13 protein-coding genes, 1 tRNA gene and 1 other RNA gene are annotated in these 17,607 nt (G+C 75.0%); 5 read left to right on the forward strand and 10 right to left on the reverse strand.

What is annotated here, in order from left to right; genetic code table 11:
* Window positions 1-15: 15 nt before the first annotated feature.
* From JOE63_RS19250 to ffs, 7 genes are all read right to left on the reverse strand, one after another.
* Entirely contained in the window at window positions 16-585 is a 570-nt protein-coding gene (locus JOE63_RS19250; protein ID WP_204543076.1) for a DUF5063 domain-containing protein, read from the reverse strand.
* Window positions 586-600: 15 nt separating this feature from the next.
* Window positions 601-1,200: a recombination mediator RecR gene (gene recR / locus JOE63_RS19255; RefSeq protein WP_087469967.1), complete on the reverse strand. Its 600-nt coding sequence runs from the start codon at window positions 1,198-1,200 to the stop codon at window positions 601-603.
* A 68-nt stretch (window positions 1,201-1,268) separates the two neighbouring features.
* Window positions 1,269-4,130, reverse strand: coding sequence for a DNA polymerase III subunit gamma and tau (locus tag JOE63_RS19260; RefSeq protein ID WP_204543077.1), 2,862 nt, complete (start codon window positions 4,128-4,130; stop codon window positions 1,269-1,271).
* Between the two features lie 46 nt (window positions 4,131-4,176).
* Window positions 4,177-4,839 (reverse strand): methionine ABC transporter permease, encoded by a 663-nt coding sequence (locus JOE63_RS19265; RefSeq protein WP_087469969.1) that lies wholly within the window; start codon window positions 4,837-4,839, stop codon window positions 4,177-4,179.
* Window positions 4,839-6,047 (reverse strand): methionine ABC transporter ATP-binding protein, encoded by a 1,209-nt coding sequence (locus tag JOE63_RS19270; protein ID WP_374059058.1) that lies wholly within the window; start codon window positions 6,045-6,047, stop codon window positions 4,839-4,841. Before JOE63_RS19270 ends, JOE63_RS19265 begins: the two co-directional genes overlap by 1 nt.
* 184 nt (window positions 6,048-6,231) lie before the next feature.
* Window positions 6,232-7,137, reverse strand: a complete 906-nt coding sequence (locus JOE63_RS19275; RefSeq protein WP_087469970.1) for a MetQ/NlpA family ABC transporter substrate-binding protein — start codon at window positions 7,135-7,137, stop codon at window positions 6,232-6,234.
* Window positions 7,138-7,649: 512 nt separating this feature from the next.
* Window positions 7,650-7,746: signal recognition particle sRNA small type (gene ffs / locus JOE63_RS19280), an RNA gene on the reverse strand.
* 133 nt (window positions 7,747-7,879) lie between these two features.
* Here ffs and JOE63_RS19285 point away from each other — a divergent pair.
* A tRNA-Ser gene (locus JOE63_RS19285) sits at window positions 7,880-7,965 on the forward strand.
* 266 nt (window positions 7,966-8,231) lie between these two features.
* Here the strand turns inward: JOE63_RS19285 and JOE63_RS19290 are convergent.
* A complete protein-coding gene (locus JOE63_RS19290; RefSeq protein WP_204543080.1) occupies window positions 8,232-9,836 on the reverse strand; it encodes a glycoside hydrolase family 6 protein in 1,605 nt (534 codons plus the stop codon).
* Between the two features lie 169 nt (window positions 9,837-10,005).
* Between JOE63_RS19290 and JOE63_RS19295 the strand changes: the two genes are divergently transcribed.
* From JOE63_RS19295 to JOE63_RS19310, 4 genes are all read left to right on the forward strand, one after another.
* On the forward strand, window positions 10,006-10,707 hold the full coding sequence (locus tag JOE63_RS19295) for a TetR/AcrR family transcriptional regulator (protein WP_307840240.1): 702 nt from the start codon (window positions 10,006-10,008) through the stop codon (window positions 10,705-10,707).
* Window positions 10,704-11,639 carry an ABC transporter ATP-binding protein gene (locus JOE63_RS19300; protein ID WP_087469973.1) on the forward strand — a complete coding sequence of 312 codons (936 nt, stop codon included), beginning with the start codon at window positions 10,704-10,706 and terminating at the stop codon, window positions 11,637-11,639. The genes JOE63_RS19295 and JOE63_RS19300 overlap by 4 nt, the downstream gene beginning before the upstream one ends.
* Window positions 11,636-13,312 carry an ABC transporter permease gene (locus JOE63_RS19305; protein ID WP_204543082.1) on the forward strand — a complete coding sequence of 559 codons (1,677 nt, stop codon included), beginning with the start codon at window positions 11,636-11,638 and terminating at the stop codon, window positions 13,310-13,312. The genes JOE63_RS19300 and JOE63_RS19305 overlap by 4 nt, the downstream gene beginning before the upstream one ends.
* A 156-nt stretch (window positions 13,313-13,468) precedes the next feature.
* Complete coding sequence (locus JOE63_RS19310; RefSeq protein WP_204543083.1) at window positions 13,469-14,305, forward strand: hypothetical protein; 837 nt, start codon at window positions 13,469-13,471, stop codon at window positions 14,303-14,305.
* On the opposite strand, the gene JOE63_RS19315 is transcribed toward JOE63_RS19310, so the two are convergent.
* Together JOE63_RS19315 and JOE63_RS19320 are read right to left on the reverse strand one after the other, a co-directional pair.
* On the reverse strand, window positions 14,287-14,985 hold the full coding sequence (locus tag JOE63_RS19315) for a response regulator transcription factor (RefSeq protein ID WP_307840241.1): 699 nt from the start codon (window positions 14,983-14,985) through the stop codon (window positions 14,287-14,289). The genes JOE63_RS19310 and JOE63_RS19315 overlap by 19 nt on opposite strands.
* Window positions 14,982-17,594, reverse strand: a complete 2,613-nt coding sequence (locus JOE63_RS19320; RefSeq protein WP_204543084.1) for a DUF4118 domain-containing protein — start codon at window positions 17,592-17,594, stop codon at window positions 14,982-14,984. The genes JOE63_RS19315 and JOE63_RS19320 overlap by 4 nt, the downstream gene beginning before the upstream one ends.
* Window positions 17,595-17,607: the final 13 nt, after the last annotated feature.

Raw genomic sequence — 17,607 nt, forward strand, 5'->3', positions numbered from 1 at the left:
GCCGGCCCGTGCGCCTCAGGACTGGAGGGCGTCGTACTCCGCCTCGGCCGCGACGTCGTCCTCGACGTCGAGGCGCAGGTGCGCGAGCGCGAGCTGCAGCACGCGCAGCGCGCTCGCGGCGCGCTCCCCCCAGAGCGACACGTAGGAGAACTGCCACCACCACAGGCCCTCGAGCTCGCGGGCGCCGTCGTAGTGCTGGAGTCCCTTCGCGAGGCACTCGGCGACGCACGCGAGGTCTCCCGAGAGGGACGCGGCCCCGACCTCGGCGCCCACGAGCGGGTCGGTGATCTCGGCATAGTCGTCGAACCCGTCGAAGAGCTGGGAGAGCGCGGTCCGCAGCGGGTCCACGTCGGTGTCGCGGCCGGCGTCGGGCTCGAAGCGCTCGACCGGGACGACGTCGCCCATCGCCCCGAGGCGCGCGCCCGCGGCGAGCGCGTCGGACAGCGCGAGCAGCAGCAGGGGCAGCACCGCCCCGGGTGCGGCCCCGGACGCGACCTGCGTCGCCGTCGTGAGGAACGCGCGCGCCTGCGCGGCCATGCCCTCGGCGATCTCCCGCAGGGCGGGGTCGCTCTCGATCTCCCCCATGCTCGTCACCTCTCGTCAGCCGCCGACGAGACGTCGGCCCTCGAACGCCCGGCCGAGCGTCACCTCGTCCGCGTACTCCAAGTCTCCCCCGACCGGCAGCCCGGACGCGAGGCGGGTCACGCGCAGGCCCATCGGGCCCAGCATGCGCGCGAGGTACGTGGCGGTGGCCTCGCCCTCGACGTTCGGGTCGGTCGCGAGGATCACCTCGGTCACCTGACCGTCGGCGAGGCGCGTCATGAGCTCGGCGATCCGCAGGTCGCCCGGCCCGACGTTCTCGATCGGGTTGATGGCGCCGCCGAGCACGTGGTACTTCCCACGGAACTCGCGCGTGCGCTCGATCGCGACGACGTCCTTGGGTTCCTCGACGACGCAGATCACCTCCGGCGACCGGCGCGGGTCCACGCAGATGCGGCACTGCTCGGACTCCGCGACGTTGCCGCACGTCTCGCAGAAGCGCACGCGCGCCTTCACCTCGGTGAGCGCGTCGGCGAGCCGGCGCACGTCCGAGGCGTCCGCGGCGAGCAGGTGGAACGCGATGCGCTGCGCGCTCTTGGGCCCGACGCCGGGAAGTCGGCCGAGCTCGTCGATCAGGTCCTGGACAGCGCCTTCGTACACGCCCCCAGCCTACGGGGCGCGGCCCACACGACCGGCCCGGCCACACGGCCGGGCACCCACCGTGGCGATCAGCCCTGGTCCTGGATCTCCTCGATGATCTTGCCGTCGAGCAGGCTCACGACGAGCGCCGTCCCGACCAGACCGGTCGAGACGATGTCGGGGTCGTCCGCGGAGGGCAGGTCGTCCATCGGGTCGACCGTCGACGGCACGTCCCGCCGGGCGGGCGCCTCGGCGGGTCGGGCGACGCGGGCCGTCGTGGCCGCCGCGATGGCTGCGCGTGCAGCGGAGACCCCGCGCAGCGGGGCTCCCGACGCGTCCACCGGAGCGACCGACGCCGTGCGGCCCGGTGCCTCTTGACGCGGCGGCGCGGGCGTGGCCGGCGCAGGGCTCACGGACGAGACCGGTGCCTGGGCGGCCGGACTCGGCGCACCGGGCGCCGCGCGCGTGCCCGGTGCGCGGTCGAGAACCGGCTCGGGCTCGGGGCCGTCGTCGAGGTCGGCCGGTGGCTCGGCGGGCACCCCCGCGAGCCACGCCTCGTCCGCCGTGTCGATCCGGGGCTCGGGCGACGGCGACGGCGACGAGGCTCCGGCGAGCCAGGCCTCGTCTGCGGCGTCGACCACCGGTCCGTGCTCAGCGTCGCCGTCGGCGACGTCCGTCTCGACCGGTCGCTCCTGCAACGCGACGGCCCCGCGCGGTGCGGACGCGCCCGTCGCGAGCGCGGTCGGGGAGGCAGCCGTGCCGGACGCCACGGTCCCGCCCGGCGCGCCGACCGTCGCGAGGGGCGCGGACGCGCCGCCCCCTCCGGAGCCGGGCTCACGACTGGTCCCGCCGAGGCCGGGCGCTGCCGGGCCCTGACCGGGGCCCGCGGGTGCGGGGGCCGCAGGGTCCTGTGCCGAGGGGCGCCCGGCGCCGGCCGCCCCGCCCTCGTCGAGCCGCGCCTCGACCCGCACCTGGAGCCCGAGGGTCTGATACACGACGTCCTGCACCGCATGGATGTGCCGCGAGGACGAGAAGGTGCGTGCGAGGCCCGGCGACGGGAACGCGAGGAAGAGCACGCCCTGGCCGAGCTCCGCGACCTGCGCGTTCGGGCCGACCAGCGACCACGTGACGGGATTCGCCCGCAGGTTCTCCAGCACCTCGGGCCAGCGCCGCCGGAGCTCCTCGGTCGTGAGGGCCGGGCTCGTCCCTCCGGGCGGAGCGCTCGACACCGGGGGCGCCGCGGGGACGGCTCCGGGCGCCTCGGCGCGCGCTGCGGGCGGTGCCCCTTCGTCGCGCCTCTGCGGTGCCGTGTCGTCCTGCGCTGCCATGTCCTGCGCGGCTGGCTCGACCGGACCGGTCCTCCGGACCGGGCTCGCCGGTGCGGGCTCGGGCTCCTCGACCGTGGCCTCCGGCTGCGACGGCCCGTCCGTGCGCTGCTCGGACGACGGCGCCCTCGGTGGTGCGGCGTCCTCGCGCGCGGGCTCGGACGTGGGCGACGGTGCGGGTACGGACGGGGACCCCTGGTCCGGTGCCGACGTGGCGCCAGGTGCCGCAGCGACCCGGTCGGCCTCGGGGGCCCCGCCCGACGACGGTGCGGCGGGGGCGGGCGGGGTGGAACGGTTGGGCCGCAGCGCGGCACGGACGGCGGCGGCACCCGTGAGACCGGACGCCGGTCCGGTCGAGGCAGGCGCCTGCCCCGCGCCGTCGGGCACCGGGGCGCCGACACCAGCGGGCGTCCCCGCCCCCGACGGGACGGCCGCCGGCGCGACGGCGACCGCGCTCAGCCCGCCGCGCTCGAGCCGGTCGAGGCGCGCCGCGAACCCGGCCGCGCCGTCGTCGGCGCCGGGCAGGAGCAGCCGCGCCATGAGGAGCTCCAGGTGCAGTCGCGGCGAGGTGGCGCCCGTCATCTCGGTGAGCGCCGCGTTGACGAGGTCGGCCGCGCGCGAGAGCTCCGCGACGCCGAGGTTCTGCGCCTGGGCTCGCATGCGCGCGAGCTGGTCGGCGGGCTGGTCGCGCAGCACGGCCTGCGCCTCGTCGCCGGAGACGGCGATGACGATGAGGTCGCGCAGGCGTTCGAGGACGTCCTCGACGAAGCGCCGGGGCTCGTGCCCCGTGGCGATGACGTGGTCCACGACGCGGAAGATGCTCGCACCGTCGCGCGCGGCGAGCGCGTCCACGACGTCGTCGAGCAGCGTCGCGTGCGTGAAGCCCAGGAGCGCGACCGCGCGCTCGTACTCCACGGCGCCGTCCTGGGCGCCCGCGATGAGCTGGTCCATGACGGACAGCGAGTCGCGGACCGAGCCGCCCCCGGCGCGCGTGACGAGCGGGACGACGCCGCCGCCGATCGTCACGCCCTCCGCGGCGCACAGCTCCTCGAGGTAGGGCCCGAGCACGTCCGGCGGGACGAGGCGGAACGGGTAGTGGTGCGTGCGGGAGCGGATGGTGCCGATGACCTTGTCCGGCTCCGTCGTCGCGAAGACGAACTTCACGTGCTCCGGGGGCTCCTCGACGAGCTTGAGCAGCGCGTTGAAGCCCTGCGGCGTCACCATGTGCGCCTCGTCGAGGATGAAGATCTTGTACCGGTCGCGCGCCGGGGCGAACGCGGCGCGCTCGCGCAGCTCGCGGGCGTCGTCGACGCCGTTGTGCGACGCCGCGTCGATCTCGACGACGTCGAGGCTGCCCGGGCCGCCGCGCGCGAGCTCGACGCAGGAGGGGCAGACGCCGCACGGGGTGTCGAGCGGGTTGTCCGGGGTGTTCTGCGCGCAGTTGAGCGTGCGCGCGAGGATGCGCGCGCTCGTCGTCTTGCCGCAGCCGCGCGGGCCGGAGAAGAGGTAGGCGTGGTTCACCCGACCGCTGCGCAGCGCCTGCATGAGCGGCGCGGTCACGTGGTCCTGACCGATCACCTCGGAGAAGGTCTCGGGCCGGTAGCGGCGGTACAGGGCGGTGCTCACCCCGGCAACTGTAGACGTCACGACCCACACGCACGAGGCCGCCTGGTCAGCGGTGCAGCGCCTTGCGGGCGAGCCAGTTGCCGAGGAGCTGCGCGACCTGCACGATCCCGATGATGATGAGCACCGTCACGACCACGACGCCCCAGTTGTAGCGCTGGTAGCCGTAGACGATCGCGAAGTTCCCGAGCCCTCCGCCGCCGATGATCCCCGCGATCGCCGACATGTCGAGGACCGCGATGAAGAGGAACGTGTAGCCCAGGATGAGCGGCGCGAGCGCCTCGGGCACGAGGACGGTGGTGATGATGCGCCACGACGACGCGCCCATGGCCCGCGCCGCCTCGATGACGCCCGGGTCGATGCCCACGAGGTTCTGCTCGACGATGCGGCTCGTGCCGAACGCCGTCATCACGGACAGCGGGAAGATGAACGCCTCGGTGCCGAGCGTCGTCCCGACCACCTGGAGCGTCACCGGTCCGAGCAGCGTGACGAAGATGATGAACGGGATGGGCCGGACGATGTTGACGAGCACGTTGAGCACGCCGAACACCCAGCGGTTGTCGAGCAGGTTGCCGCGGCGCGTCACGTAGAGCGCGATGCCGAGCGCGAGGCCCGCGAGCCCGCCCGTGAGCAGCGCGACGGACACCATCTGGAGGGTCTGGCCGAAGGACTCGACGAGGATCGGCCACAGCCGCGACCAGTCGCTGTTCATCACTGGCCTCCGAGGTTGCCGTGGCGGAAGAGGGTGTCACGGGCGGTGCCGTAGGGGTCGCCCGGGTCGGCGTCGGCGTCGTCGGGCGCGTCCGCGCCGCCCGGGTCGGCGTCGAGGCGCGCGACGCGCGGGTCGTCGAGCGGCTGGGCCGCGGTTCCCAGGTCCACGACGTCGGCGCGCTCGGCGAGCGCGACGAGGAACGGCGCGATGCGGTCCTCGGGCGCGTCGAGCTCGACGGTGAGCGACCCGAACGGGCGCTCACCGACCTCGGAGATGCCGCCGTAGACGACGGACCCGTCGACGTCGTGCTCGCGCAGCAGGCGGAACAGGTCTGACCCGGTGTGCGCGCCCTCCCGCACGCCGACCGTGACGAGCCGGCCGGGGTGCCGCTCGCGCAGCCGGGCGAGCGTGTCGCGCGACGGGCGGTCGTGCAGCGCCGTCCCGACGAACCGCTGGGCGGCGTCCGCGCCGGGTGCGGAGAAGACGTCGTACACGTCGCCCGTCTCCACGACCTTGCCGTGCTCCATCACGGCGACGCGGTGGCACGTCGAGCGCACGACCTCCATCTCGTGGGTGATGACGACGATGGTGATGCCGAGCTCGGCGTTGACGCGCCGCAGGAGCGCGAGCACCTCGCGCGTCGTCTCGGGGTCGAGCGCGGACGTCGCCTCGTCGGCCAGGAGGATCGTCGGCTGCGCGGCGAGCGCGCGGGCGATGCCGACGCGCTGCTTCTGCCCGCCCGAGAGCTGGCGCGGGTACGCCTTCGCCTTGTCCGCGAGGCCGACGAACGCGAGGAGCTCCGCGACGCGCGCGGCGCGCTTCTCGCGCGGCCAGCCCGCCACCTTGAGCGGGTAGGCGACGTTCCCCGCGACGGTCCGCGACGACAGCAGGTTGAACTGCTGGAAGACCATGCCGATGCGCGAGCGCACCTCGCGCACGCGGCGCTCGGGCAGCCCGGTGATCACCTGGCCGTCGACGACGACCTCGCCGCTCGTCACCGTCTCCAGCGCGTTGACCAGCCGCACGAGCGTCGACTTCCCGGCGCCGGAGTAGCCGATGACGCCGAAGATCTCGCCGCGGCGGATGCTCAGCGAGACGTCGTCGACCGCGTGCACGGCACCGTCGCCCTCGCCGAACGTCTTGCTCACGTGGCGCAGCTCGATCGCGGGCTGCTCGTCACCGCCCTCGTCGCGGGGGACGTCGGTCACGTCGGGTTCCTCTCGTCGGAGGCCGTGCCTCCGGGCCGGGGCCGGCGGGGACCGCCTGGGGTCGCCAGGTGCGTCGCCGCGGCCGCGTGTCGGGGTGTGCCGCTCGCCTGCCATCGTCCTCCCCCGGGCACGACGGCGCGCGAGGGCGGACGCGACGTGCGCGCCCGCCCTCGCGGCGACGGCCTCAGGAGTTGCGGATGTCGTCCTCGATGCCGGCGAGGATCTCCTGGAGCTCGGCGGGCGAGTTCTCCTTGATGACGGCGGTGCCGCCCGAGGCCTTCTTCTCGGCCTCGACGACCTCCGGCGAGTGGGAGATCTCGGCGAGCTTGAGCAGCGTCTCGTCGTCCTTGTCCTCGGCCCGCGCGACCCACACGTTGATGTAGGGCTTGGCGGCGTCGGAGTCGGGGTCGTCCTGGAAGAGGGCGTCCTCGGGCTTCAGGCCCGCGTCCTCGACGAAGTCGTTGTTGATGATCGACGCGTCGACGGACTGCAGCTGGATCGGGGTCTGCGCGGCGTCGACCGGCGTGACCGTCACCTTGGAGCTGGGCAGCACGTCGGCCTCGGTGGAGATGGAGCTCCCGCCGTCCTTCAGCTCGACCAGGCCGGCCTCCTGGAGCACGAGGAGCGCACGGGCGAGGTTGGTCGGGTCGTTCGGCACGGCGACCTGGCCGCCGTCGGGGATCTCCTCGAGCGACGTGTGCTTGGACGAGTACAGGCCGAGCGGGTAGACGGCGGTCGCGCCGATGGGCTGCAGGTCGTCGCCCGCGTCCACGTTGTAGCCCGCGAGGAACTGCAGGTGCTGGAACTGGTTCACGTCCAGCTCGCCCTGGGACAGCGCCGGGTTCGCCTGCGTGTAGTCCTGGAGGTCGACGAGCTCGATCTCGATGCCCTCGGCCTCGGCCTGCTCCTGGAACACGGCCCACTTGTCGTCGGACGCCCCGACGACGCCGACGCGGATCGGGTCCGCGGCGTCGCCGCTCGCGGCGCCGCCCGAGGTGTCGTCGCCACCGCCGCAGGCGGTGAGGGTGAGGGCGGCCGTCGCGGCGATCGCGGTCCAGGTCAGACGCTTGCGGGTGGTCGAGAACGACATGGGGGTTCCTTCCGGTGGCGGCGGCGACGGTCACGGGTGGCGACCGGCGGGGCCGGGGTGCAGGGACGGCCCTGCGAGGGGTGGGGTTCGGGGTGCTTCCGGCGGGCCATCAGCCACGCGGCGAGCGGGGGCGGCGTCGTCAGGACGACGCGGCGGGTGCGGCGCAGGTCTCCCTGCGGGTCACGACGGCGTCAGCAGCCGCACATTCGCCCGGTGCGCACGCCACGACAGCACGACGTGCCGGCGCAGGACGCTGCGCGCGGGGTCGTGGTGGCGACGTGGTTCCGGGTCATGCCGACATCATGAGCACGACGGCGCCCCGCGCGCCAATCCCCGGGCCAGATCGTCCATCATGTGGACGTCGAAATGGTCGCATGCCGGGAATCCGAGGTGATAAATCGGTAGAAAACGGGCCTGGGCTGCCGTCGCGGCGCCCGCCTCGCTCTCGATCAGGGAGATCTGCGCCACACCCGCGCGGGCCCGGCGACGGCGAACCCGTCCCGGCCGGAGACATGAAGGACCCCTCGCACACCCACCAGAGCTCACCTACCCTTGCTGCCTTCCGGCCCTGGGGGAGTTCGGCGAGATGATGCCGCACGAGGGGTCTGCGGCCCACCCTAGCCCAGGTCGGCGCCCCACCCGAAACCCGGTCGGGCGCGGGGCGATTCGGCCCGGGCGCCGCGGTCCGGTATCCTCGTTGCGCTGCCGTCGGTGCGTCCCGTACGCGTCGGCCGTCGCACCAGGAGGATTCGCCTAGTGGCCTATGGCGCACGCTTGGAAAGCGTGTTGGGTTAACAGCCCTCGGGGGTTCGAATCCCCCATCCTCCGCAGACCGAAGGGCCCGCCGCACTCGCGGCGGGCCCTTCGTCGTCCCCGGCGCACGGCCCCTGGACGCGGGCACCGAAAAGGCCCGTCGCACGAGTGCGACGGGCCTCTCGACGTCCCGACGGTCCGACGCGCCGGGACGTGGCGCCGGCGGTGCCGCCGACGGCTACCCCCAGCCTACGGGTGTCTGGCCCGGAACGGCAGGGGTCTCTCGTCCCCAGTGCCGGTGATCTCGGCGACCCGGGTCGCTCCGTGCACCGTGGGAGGGCTCAGACGACGCCGCACGGGCGCCCCCCGAGAGTCACGAGCTGCGGGTCGGCACCTGGCGAGCCCGAGGCGACGAAGCCGAACGTCGCGGTCGCCCCCGGCCGCACGGTCGCGTTCCACGACAGGCTGCGCGCGGTGACGGCAGCGCCGTCGCGCCCCGCCTGCGCGCCCCACACGTCCGTGAGCCGCTGGTCGCCGTCGGGGGTCCAGCGCAGCTCCCACCCGTCGAGCGGCGCCGTGCCGGTGTTGCGGAGCTCGACCTGGGCGATGAAGCCGCTGCCCTTCTTGCCCTGCCACGTCCCGTGGACGGTGTACGCGACCTCGCAGGTCGGGCGCTCGACGGGGGGCGCGGCGAGCGCGAGGAGCTCGGCCGCCTGCTCGACGAACCACTGCCCCGCGGCCGGGTCCTCGATGCCGCGGGCGGGGTCGAGCGGGCCGCCGGTGCCGCGGTAGCACTTGCCGTCGGACTCTCCGGGGACCTTGATCCACAGGTACGCGTCGACGAACGGGTCGCCGGTGTCCGTCGTCGGCCGCTCGCCGAGGCCGCGGTCGGGCGGGTTGCACCACACCTCCGGGTCGGGGAACGCGCCGGACGGCGCGGTCCACGGCCCCTGGCCGTTGCGGCTCGTGTCGACGACGACGTGCTTCTGCGCCACCGGGTCGCGCACGACGCCCGTGTCCGCGTAGGCCTGTTCGTACGCGGCGTCGGTGAGCCCCCAGGTCTCGACGTCGTCCGGGTTCGCCGGGTAGTACTGGCTCGCGCACCACGCGGGCTCCCACCAGCTGTTCACCGACAGGTGCACGCAGTCGCTGATCCACGTCCCGTACTTCACGAGGCGCTCGGTCTCGACGTAGTTCGACGCGTTGACGAACACGCCGTCGGCCCGCTCGACGCCCGCCGTGATCAGGCGGTCGGTGATGTCGCCGACCCCGAGCCACCCGCTGTGCGTCCCGTCGAGGTACACGGAGGTCCCGGGCAGCGCGGTGAGCACGTCGACGGCGTGGTTGAGCTGGACGAACCGGTCCGCCGCGGCGGTCTCCGGGTCGAGCTCGGCGGGGCGGCACCACTCCGGGTTCCCGTTGATGTCGGTGTACCAGGGGATGATCCCGAGCCCGTCCGGCTCGAGGATCACGATCGCCGGGTCGTCGCCGATCCCCTCGGCGACGGCGTCCACCCAGGCCGCGTAGGCGACCGTGTCCGCGGCGCCGCCCGCGGAGTACTGCGCGCAGTCGCGGAACGGCAGGTTGTAGACGACGACGGTCGGCACCGCGCCGTCGGCCGCGGCCGCCTGCACGACGGACGCGACGTCGTCGCGCACCTCGTCGGGCGTGCCGCCGGTGAACCACGAGGCCGACGGGAACGACCCGAGGAGCTGGGCGTCGGCACGGGCCTGCCCGGTGAGCGCGGCGGCGGCCTGCAGGGTCGTGGAGAACGGGTCCACGTAGAGGCGGGTCTCCGGCCCGACGGCGTCGTCCGCCGCGGGGGCGACCGTCGCCCGGGGCGCGGCGAGGGTGGGTGCGGGGTCGGCGACGGCGGCACCCGCTCCGAGCAGCGGGGCCGCGAGCGCGAGGGCGGCGACGGTGGACAGGACGGCACGACGTCTCATGCGGATCTCCTTCGATCGACACGGGGGTGCGGGGCGACGGATGGAAGCGCTCCCATCGCGTCGTGACCTCCACTCAACCGGGCCGGGCCATCGGCGTCAAGGGCCACGCGGCGACAGAGCGCTCCCTCGCGGGTGGACACCCGTTGAACAAGTGTTTAGTCTATTGAACGTGCGTTCAGACCAGCATCCGCCGCCCGACCGCGGCCGCCCGGCGCCGTCGGGCACCGACGACCTCACGACCCGTGCCCGCATCCGGGACGCCGCCATCTCCCGCTTCGCGCGCGACGGGTTCGGCGCGCCGCTGCGGACCATCGCGGCGGACGCGGGCGTGAGCGCCGCGCTCGTCGTGCACCACTTCGGCTCCAAGGACGGGCTGCGCCGCGCGTGCGACGACTACGTGTTCGACGCCGTGCGCGCCGCCAAGACCGACGCCATCTCGCCGCAGGACCCCGCGGCCGGCCCGATGGCCCTGTTCGCGCAGCTCGCCGGGATCGAGGACTACGCGCCCGTGTTCGAGTACACGCTGCGCAGCCTCCAGGCCGGCGGGGACCTCGCGCGGTCGTTCGTCGAGCACCTCACGCAGGTGACGCTCGAGTACATGGAGACCGGCGTCGCCTCCGGAGTGATCCGCCCGAGCCGCGACGAGGCGGCCCGCGCGCGCTACCTCGTCTCCCTCTCCCTCGGGTCGCTGCTCGTCGACGGCGCGCTGCGCGAGCGGACCGAGCCGCGCGACCCCGAGGCCGACCTGCGCGAGTACGTCGAGCGCGTGATGCTCCCCGCGCTCGAGGTCTTCACCGAAGGGCTCTTCGTCGAGCCGACCCTGCTCGACGCCTACCTGCAGCACACCACCCACCAGGAGGAGACGCGATGACGAGCACGACCCCCGCCGTCGAGGTGCACGACCTGCGCAAGGCCTTCGGCCACGTGCAGGCGCTCGACGGCCTCGACCTCACCGTCCGCGCGGGCGAGGTCGCCGGGTTCCTCGGCCCGAACGGCGCGGGCAAGTCGACCACCATCCGCGTGCTGCTCGGGCTGCTGCGGCCCGACTCCGGCAGCGCCCGGCTGCTCGGCGGCGACCCCTGGCACGACGCCGTCGACCTCCACCGACGCCTCGCCTACGTGCCGGGCGACGTCAACCTGTGGCCCAACCTCACCGGCGGCGAGGCGATCGACCTGCTCACGCGCCTGCGCGGGAGCGTCGACCCGCAGCGCAAGAAGCTGCTCCTCGACCGCTTCGAGCTCGACCCGTCCAAGAAGGCGCGCACCTACTCCAAGGGGAACCGGCAGAAGGTGGCGCTCGTCGCGGCGTTCGCGTCCGACGTCGAGCTGCTCGTCCTCGACGAGCCGACGTCGGGCCTCGACCCCCTCATGGAGTCCGTGTTCACGCAGTGCGTGCGCGAGGTGACGGCCGAGGGCCGCTCCGTCCTGCTCTCCAGCCACATCCTGGCCGAGGTCGAGAAGCTCTGCGACACCGTGACGATCATCCGCTCCGGGCGCACGGTGCAGTCGGGGACGCTCGCCGAGCTCCGCCACCTCACGCGCTCGTCGGTCACCGCCGTGACCGAGCGCGACCCGTCCGCGCTCGACACCCACGACGGCGTGCACGACCTCGTCGTCGAGCCCGGCGCGGACGGGACGCGGGCACGGTTCGACGTCGACAACGACCACGTCGAGGCCGTCCTGCGCACGCTCACCGACCTCGGGCTGCGGTCCGTGACGGTCAACCCGCCGTCGCTCGAGGAGCTGTTCCTGCGCCACTACGGCGACGAGCTCGCCGTGCTCGACGGGGCGGGCGCGCTGTGAGCGCCCCCGGGACCGCCCGCACGGCGGCACCACCGCGGGGGCGACGCGCCACCGTCGCGCCCGAGCCGCACCGGCGCGGACGCGCGGCCACCGGCTGGGCCACGCTGCTGCGCTTCGTCCTGCGGCGCGACCGCGTCCGCATCCCCGTGTGGACGGCGTCGATCGCGCTCCTCTTCGGGTACGCGGCCGTCGCGCTCGACACGCTCTACCCCACCGCGGCCGACCGCCAGGCGCGCGCCGCGCTCGTGTCCAGCCCCGCGGGGATCATGCTGTCCGGTCCCCAGTACGGGATCGAGGACTACACGCTCGGCGCGATGATCGCGAACGAGATGGCGCTCACCGTCATGGTCGCCGTCGCGATCATGAGCATCTCCCTCGTCGTGCGGCACACGCGCGCCGAGGAGGAGACGGGCCGGGCCGAGCTCGTCCGGGCCGGGGTCGTCGGGCGCCACGCCCCCGCGACCGCCGCGTTCGTCGCCGCGCTCGTCGCGAACGCCGCCATCGCGCTCGCGACGGGGGCCGTCCTCGTCGCGACCGGGCTCGAGGCCGTCGACTCGTTCGCGCTCGGCGCCGCGGTGGGCGTCACGGGGCTCGTGTTCGCCGCCGTCGCGGTCGTGACGAGCCAGGTGACCGAGCACGCGCGCGCCGCGAGCGGTCTCGCGCTCGCCGTGCTCGGCGTCGCGTTCCTGCTGCGCGCGGTCGGCGACGTCCAGGAGGAGCACGGGAGCTGGGTCTCGTGGCTCTCCCCCATCGGCTGGGCGCAGCAGATCCGGGCGTTCGTCGACCTGCGCTGGTGGCCGCTCGGCCTGTCGGCCGTCCTCGTGGTGCTGCTCCTCGCCCTGGGCGCGGCCCTCGCCGCGCGGCGCGACCTCGGTGCCGGCCTGGTCCCGCCCCGCGCGGGGCGGCCCGACGCCGCCGCGTGGCTCGCGAGCCCGCTCGCCCTCGCGTGGCGCCAGCAGCGCGCGTCCGTGCTCGCGTGGGGCGTCGGGGTGGGCGTCACCGCGCTCGCGTGCGGGACGTTCGTCGACTCCGTGGGCGACATGGTCGCCGACAACCCCGAGATCGCACAGATGCTGGGCGACGCCACCGACCTCGTCGGCGGGTTCGTCGCCGTCATGGCGCTGTTCCTCGGGCTCGGCGCGGGCGGGTTCGCCGTCGCGTCGGCCCAGCGGGCCCGCGGCGAGGAGACGGCGGGACGCCTCGAACCCGTGCTCGCGACCGGGGTCGGGCGCGTGCGCTGGCTCGGCGGCCAGCTCGTCGTGACGCTGCTCGGGACGTCGGTGCTGCTCGCCGTCAGCGCGGTCGGGCTGTGGCTCGGCGCGCTGAGCGTCGGCGAGGACGCCTTCGGGTTCGGGGACTACCTCGCCGCGTCGTTCGCGTACCTCCCGGCGATCGCGGTCGTCGCGGGCGTCGCGGTCGCCGCGTTCGGGTGGCGGCCCGGCCTCGCGTCGCTCGCCTGGGCGCTCCTCGCGTACTCGTTCGTCGTGACGATGTTCGGCGCCCTGCTCGACCTGCCGTCCTGGGCCAGCGGCGTCTCGCCGTTCTGGCACGTCCCCCAGCTCCCGGGGGCCGACGTCGAGCCGTGGCCGTTCGTCTGGCTCACGCTCCTCGCCGTCGCGCTCGTCGCGCTGGGCCTGGTGGGCTTCCGCCGCCGCGACGTCCCCCGCCCCTGACGCCGCGGGAGAACCCCGGTACCGCGAGGGAGAGGTCTGGTCGACTCGTGCCCCTGACCACTCCTCTGCCTCGGCGGACCAGGGCTCTACCTCGCGTCAGCGTCGGGGCGTCCGGCTAGGCTCGGTCCACTGTGCCCGACCACGGAGGTGACGGACATGTCCACGCCCGACCAGAGCGCGACGCGCTCGGCCAGGGCCACCCTGCACGAGTGGGTCGCCGCGATCCCCACCCAGGAGCGGGGCCGAGGGCCGGACGGCGCCCCGGGCGTCCCCGATCCGCGCACGTGGGTCGCGGCGCTCGCGCTCGAGGGGACGTGGCTCGGCCTCTACCAGGACGCGTACGCGCTCACGGAGGCCGAGTGGGAGGCGCTGGTCGGCGACGTCTCCCGGTACGCGGACGTGCGGCCGCCGGCGAGCGCCGTCGTCTTCCACGACGTGGACCTCGACGAGGACCCGTTCCGCGACGACGAGCGTCCGCTCGTGGACGCCGTCCTGCGGGTCGCGCTCGAGGAGGGCGTCGAGAACGTCACGCTCGCCGCGGTCGCGCGCCGCTGCGACCGCAGCGAGTCGACGCTGCTGGCGATGTTCGGCGACGCGGAGACGCTGGTCGACGACGTCGCGCTCGAGGTCCTGCAGTCCGGGTTCGACGACCTGTCGCCGCTGCGCCTCGACCCGTCGCGCGCGGCGGTCGCGGCGTCGGTCGCGGCGCTGGACGACTCGCGCAAGGCCGCCGCGCTCCTGCGCCTGTACGCGCTGGGCGGGGTCGCGCGCGACGACGTCCCGGAGGGGCAGCACGAGGTGCACGCGCTCGTGCTGCGCGCGTGGCGCGAGGAGGGCGCGCCGTCGTCGCTCGTGCTCGCCGCGCTCGCGTGCGACGGCTGGCGCGCGGGCGAGCTGCAGCGGGCGCTGCTGTTCCCGCCCGCGCTCCCGGGCGCCGTCGTCCGCGAGCTCGCGCGCCTCGTGGACGACGCGGGTCACTCCTCGAACCGGTAGCCGATGCCCGGGCTCGTGATGAGGTGGCGCGGCGCCGCCGGGTCGTCCTCGAGCTTGCGCCGCAGCTGCGCGAGGTAGACCCGCAGGTAGTGGGTGTCGCGGGTCGCGGTCGGGCCCCACACCTCGCGCAGCAGGTGCTCGCGCTCGACGACGCGGCCCCGCTGCGCGACGAGGATCTCGAGGAGCGCCCACTCGGTGGGGCTGAGCCGCACCTCGGCGCCGCGGCGCAGGAGGCGGCGGCGGGCGAGGTCGATGTGCAGGTCGCCCGCCTCGACCACGGCGGCCCCGTCCCGGGCGGTGCCCGCCGAGCGCCGCACGGCCGCGCGCAGCCGCGCCATGAGCTCGGGCATCGCGAAGGGCTTGGTGACGTAGTCGTCGGCGCCGGCGTCGAGCGCGTCGACCTTGTCGTCGCCGAGGTGGCGGGCGGAGAGCACGACGATCGGCACGGTGCTCCACGCCCGGACGGCGCGGATGACGTCGAACCCGCTGAGGTCCGGCAGGCCGAGGTCGAGCAGGATGACGTCGGGCGCGTCCGTCGCAGCGAGGTCGATGCCGGCCCCGCCCGACGTGGCGGTGCTGACCTTCCAGCCGTGCGTGCGCAGCGTGATGGCGATCGCGCGCAGCAGGCCGGGGTCGTCGTCGACGACGAGCACGTGGTGGGTCGCCGGCTTCTCGCTCACGCGCGCTCCTCCCGCTCGGTGTCCGCCGCCCGCTCGCGGGGCGGCGCGACGGGGACGGTCAGGACCATGGTGAGGCCTCCGCCCGGGGTGTCCTCCGGGACGAGGGTCGCCCCGACGGCGCGCGAGAACCCGCGCGCGACGGCGAGCCCGAGCCCGACGCCGTGCCCGCCGGCGTCCCCGAGCCGCTGGAAGGACTCGAACATCCGCTCCTTGGCCTCGTCGGGCACGCCCGGCCCGAGGTCGACGACCCGCACCTCGACGATGCCGCCCGAGGCGGACGCCCGGACGCGGACCGGCTCGTCCGGGGGCGCGAACCGGACGGCGTTGGCGACGACGTTCGCGACGACGCGCTCGAGGAGGCCGGGGTCCGTGCGGACGAGCGGCAGGTCCTCGGGCACGTCGAGCACGACGCGCGGGCCGTGCGGCTCGACGGCGACCGGCACGATCTCCTCGAGCGACACGTCCCGCAGGACCGGGGCGACGGAGCCCGTCTGCAGGCGCGAGAGGTCGAGCAGGTTGTCGATGAGCTGCTCCAGCCGCTCGGTCTCGGAGGCCGCGGTCTCGACGAGCGCGGTCCGGTCCTGCGGCTCCAGGACGGCCTCGGGCGAGCGCAGCCCGTCGACCGCGGCCCGGATCGCGGCGAGCGGCGTGCGCAGGTCGTGCGAGACGGCGGCGAGCAGGGCCGTGCGGGTCGCGTCCGCCTCGGCCAGGACCGCGGCGCGGGCCGCCTCCTCGCGCAGCCGGCGGTACTCCAGCACGATGCCCGCCTGCGCGCCGAACGCCTCGAGCACCTGGCGGTCGCCGGCGGGCAGCGGACGGCCGTCGAGCACGAGCCGGAGGTCGTCGTCGACGCTCACCACGGTCCGGGTCTCGTCACCGGCCCCGGGGCGGCGCCGGGCACTGCCCGCCGGGCTCCCGGTGCCCGGTCCCGCGGCATCGACGGCACGGTCCGCGACCGCGACGGTCGACCACTCCCCCGCCCGCCCGTCCGTGCGCGCCCGCTCCTCGAGCGCGACGCGGCGGAGCTGGAAGGTCTGGGCCAGGCGACCGACGACGGCCTCGGCCGTGTCCTCGCCGGACAGCACGGAGCGGGAGAGCGCCGCGAGCGTCGACGCCTCGGCCCGCGCCCGGTAGGCCTGCACGGTGCGCCGCGCGGAGAGGTCGACCACCGACGCGACGGCGGCCGCGACGAGCACGAACACGAGGAGCGCGAGCAGGTTCTCCGGGTCCGCGACGGTGAGCAGGCCGGTGGGCGGCGTGAAGAACCAGTTGAGGCAGACGAAGGACACGACGGCGCAGGCCAGCGCCGGCCACATGCCGCCGACGAGCGCCACACCGACCGACAGCGCGAGGAAGAGCATGACCTGCGTCGACAGCCCGACCGCGTCCCGGGCGACGTCGAGCAGGGCCGTGAGACCGACGGGGCCGGCGACCGCGAGCGCGAACCCCACGACGCGCCGCCGCGTCGACAGCGGGCTCCACCCGCGCCGCGCGACCCGCCCCGAGCGGGCCCGCTCGTGGGTGACGAGGTGCACGTCGAGCGAGCCCGAGAGCCGGGCGATCTCCGCGCTCGTCGAGCCGAGGAAGGCCTCGCGCCACCGCGAGCGCCGCGAGACGCCGACGACCACCATCGTCGCGTTGGCGCCGTGCGCGAAGTCGACGACGGCCGAGGCGACGTCCTCCCCGACGACCGTGTGGAACGTTCCGCCGAGGGACTCGACGAGCACGCGGTCGGCCGCGATCGCCGCGGGCGAGGCCGTGGGCAGCCCGTCGGTCGCGAGCACGTGCACGGCGAGCAGCTCCGACCCCGCCGCCCGCTCGGCGATGCGGGCGCCGCGGCGCAGCAGCGTCGCGCTCTCGGGCCCGCCGGTCACGGCCACGACGACGCGCTCGCGCGCCGGCCACGTGCCGGAGATCGCGTGGTCCGCGCGGTACCGGGTGAGGGCGTCGTCCACGCGGTCCGCGAGCCACAGGAGCGCGAGCTCGCGCAGCGCCGTGAGGTTGCCCTCGCGGAAGTAGGAGGACAGGGACGCGTCGATCTGCTCGGCCCGGTACACGTTCCCGTGCGCGAGCCGCCGCCGCAGCGCCTGGGGCGAGAGGTCGACGAGCTGGATCTGGTCGGCCTCGCGCACCACGTGGTCGGGGACGGTCTCGCGCTGGCGGACGCCCGTGATCGCCTCGACGTCCTCGGTGAGCGACTCCAGGTGCTGCACGTTCACCGTCGTCACGACGTCGATCCCGGCCGCCAGCAGGTCGTGCACGTCCTGCCACCGCTTGGCGTGGCGCGAGCCGGGCGCGTTCGTGTGCGCGAGCTCGTCCACGAGCGCGACGTCCGGGTCGCGCGCGACCACGGCGTCGACGTCGAGCTCGGTGAGCTCGACGCCCCGGTGCCCGACGGCGCGGCGCGGCACCACCTCGAGGTCGCCGATCTTCGCCGCCGTGGCCGGGCGCCCGTGCGTCTCGACGAGGCCCACCACGACGTCGGTCCCGCGGGACCGGCGGCGCACCGCCTCGTCGAGCATGGCGAACGTCTTGCCGACGCCCGGCGCGGCGCCGAGGTAGACCGTCAGCCTCCCCCGGCGCCGCCCGTCAGGCGTGTCGGCACTCATGTGCGCAGTCCAT

This window comes from Cellulosimicrobium cellulans, assembly GCF_016907755.1.
Classification (GTDB): Bacteria; Actinomycetota; Actinomycetes; order Actinomycetales; family Cellulomonadaceae; genus Cellulosimicrobium; species Cellulosimicrobium cellulans_D.

Excerpts from the sequence above, each read along its gene's own strand:
- JOE63_RS19250 (WP_204543076.1), bottom strand. The coding sequence starts at position 585 with ATGGGGGAGATCGAGAGCGACCCCGCCCTGCGGGAGATCGCCGAGGGC.
- JOE63_RS19265 (WP_087469969.1), bottom strand. The coding sequence starts at position 4,839 with ATGAACAGCGACTGGTCGCGGCTGTGGCCGATCCTCGTCGAGTCCTTC.
- JOE63_RS19275 (WP_087469970.1), bottom strand. The coding sequence starts at position 7,137 with ATGTCGTTCTCGACCACCCGCAAGCGTCTGACCTGGACCGCGATCGCC.
- JOE63_RS19290 (WP_204543080.1), bottom strand. The coding sequence starts at position 9,836 with ATGAGACGTCGTGCCGTCCTGTCCACCGTCGCCGCCCTCGCGCTCGCG.
- JOE63_RS19300 (WP_087469973.1), top strand. The coding sequence starts at position 10,704 with ATGACGAGCACGACCCCCGCCGTCGAGGTGCACGACCTGCGCAAGGCC.
- JOE63_RS19310 (WP_204543083.1), top strand. The coding sequence starts at position 13,469 with ATGTCCACGCCCGACCAGAGCGCGACGCGCTCGGCCAGGGCCACCCTG.
- JOE63_RS19320 (WP_204543084.1), bottom strand. The coding sequence starts at position 17,594 with ATGAGTGCCGACACGCCTGACGGGCGGCGCCGGGGGAGGCTGACGGTC.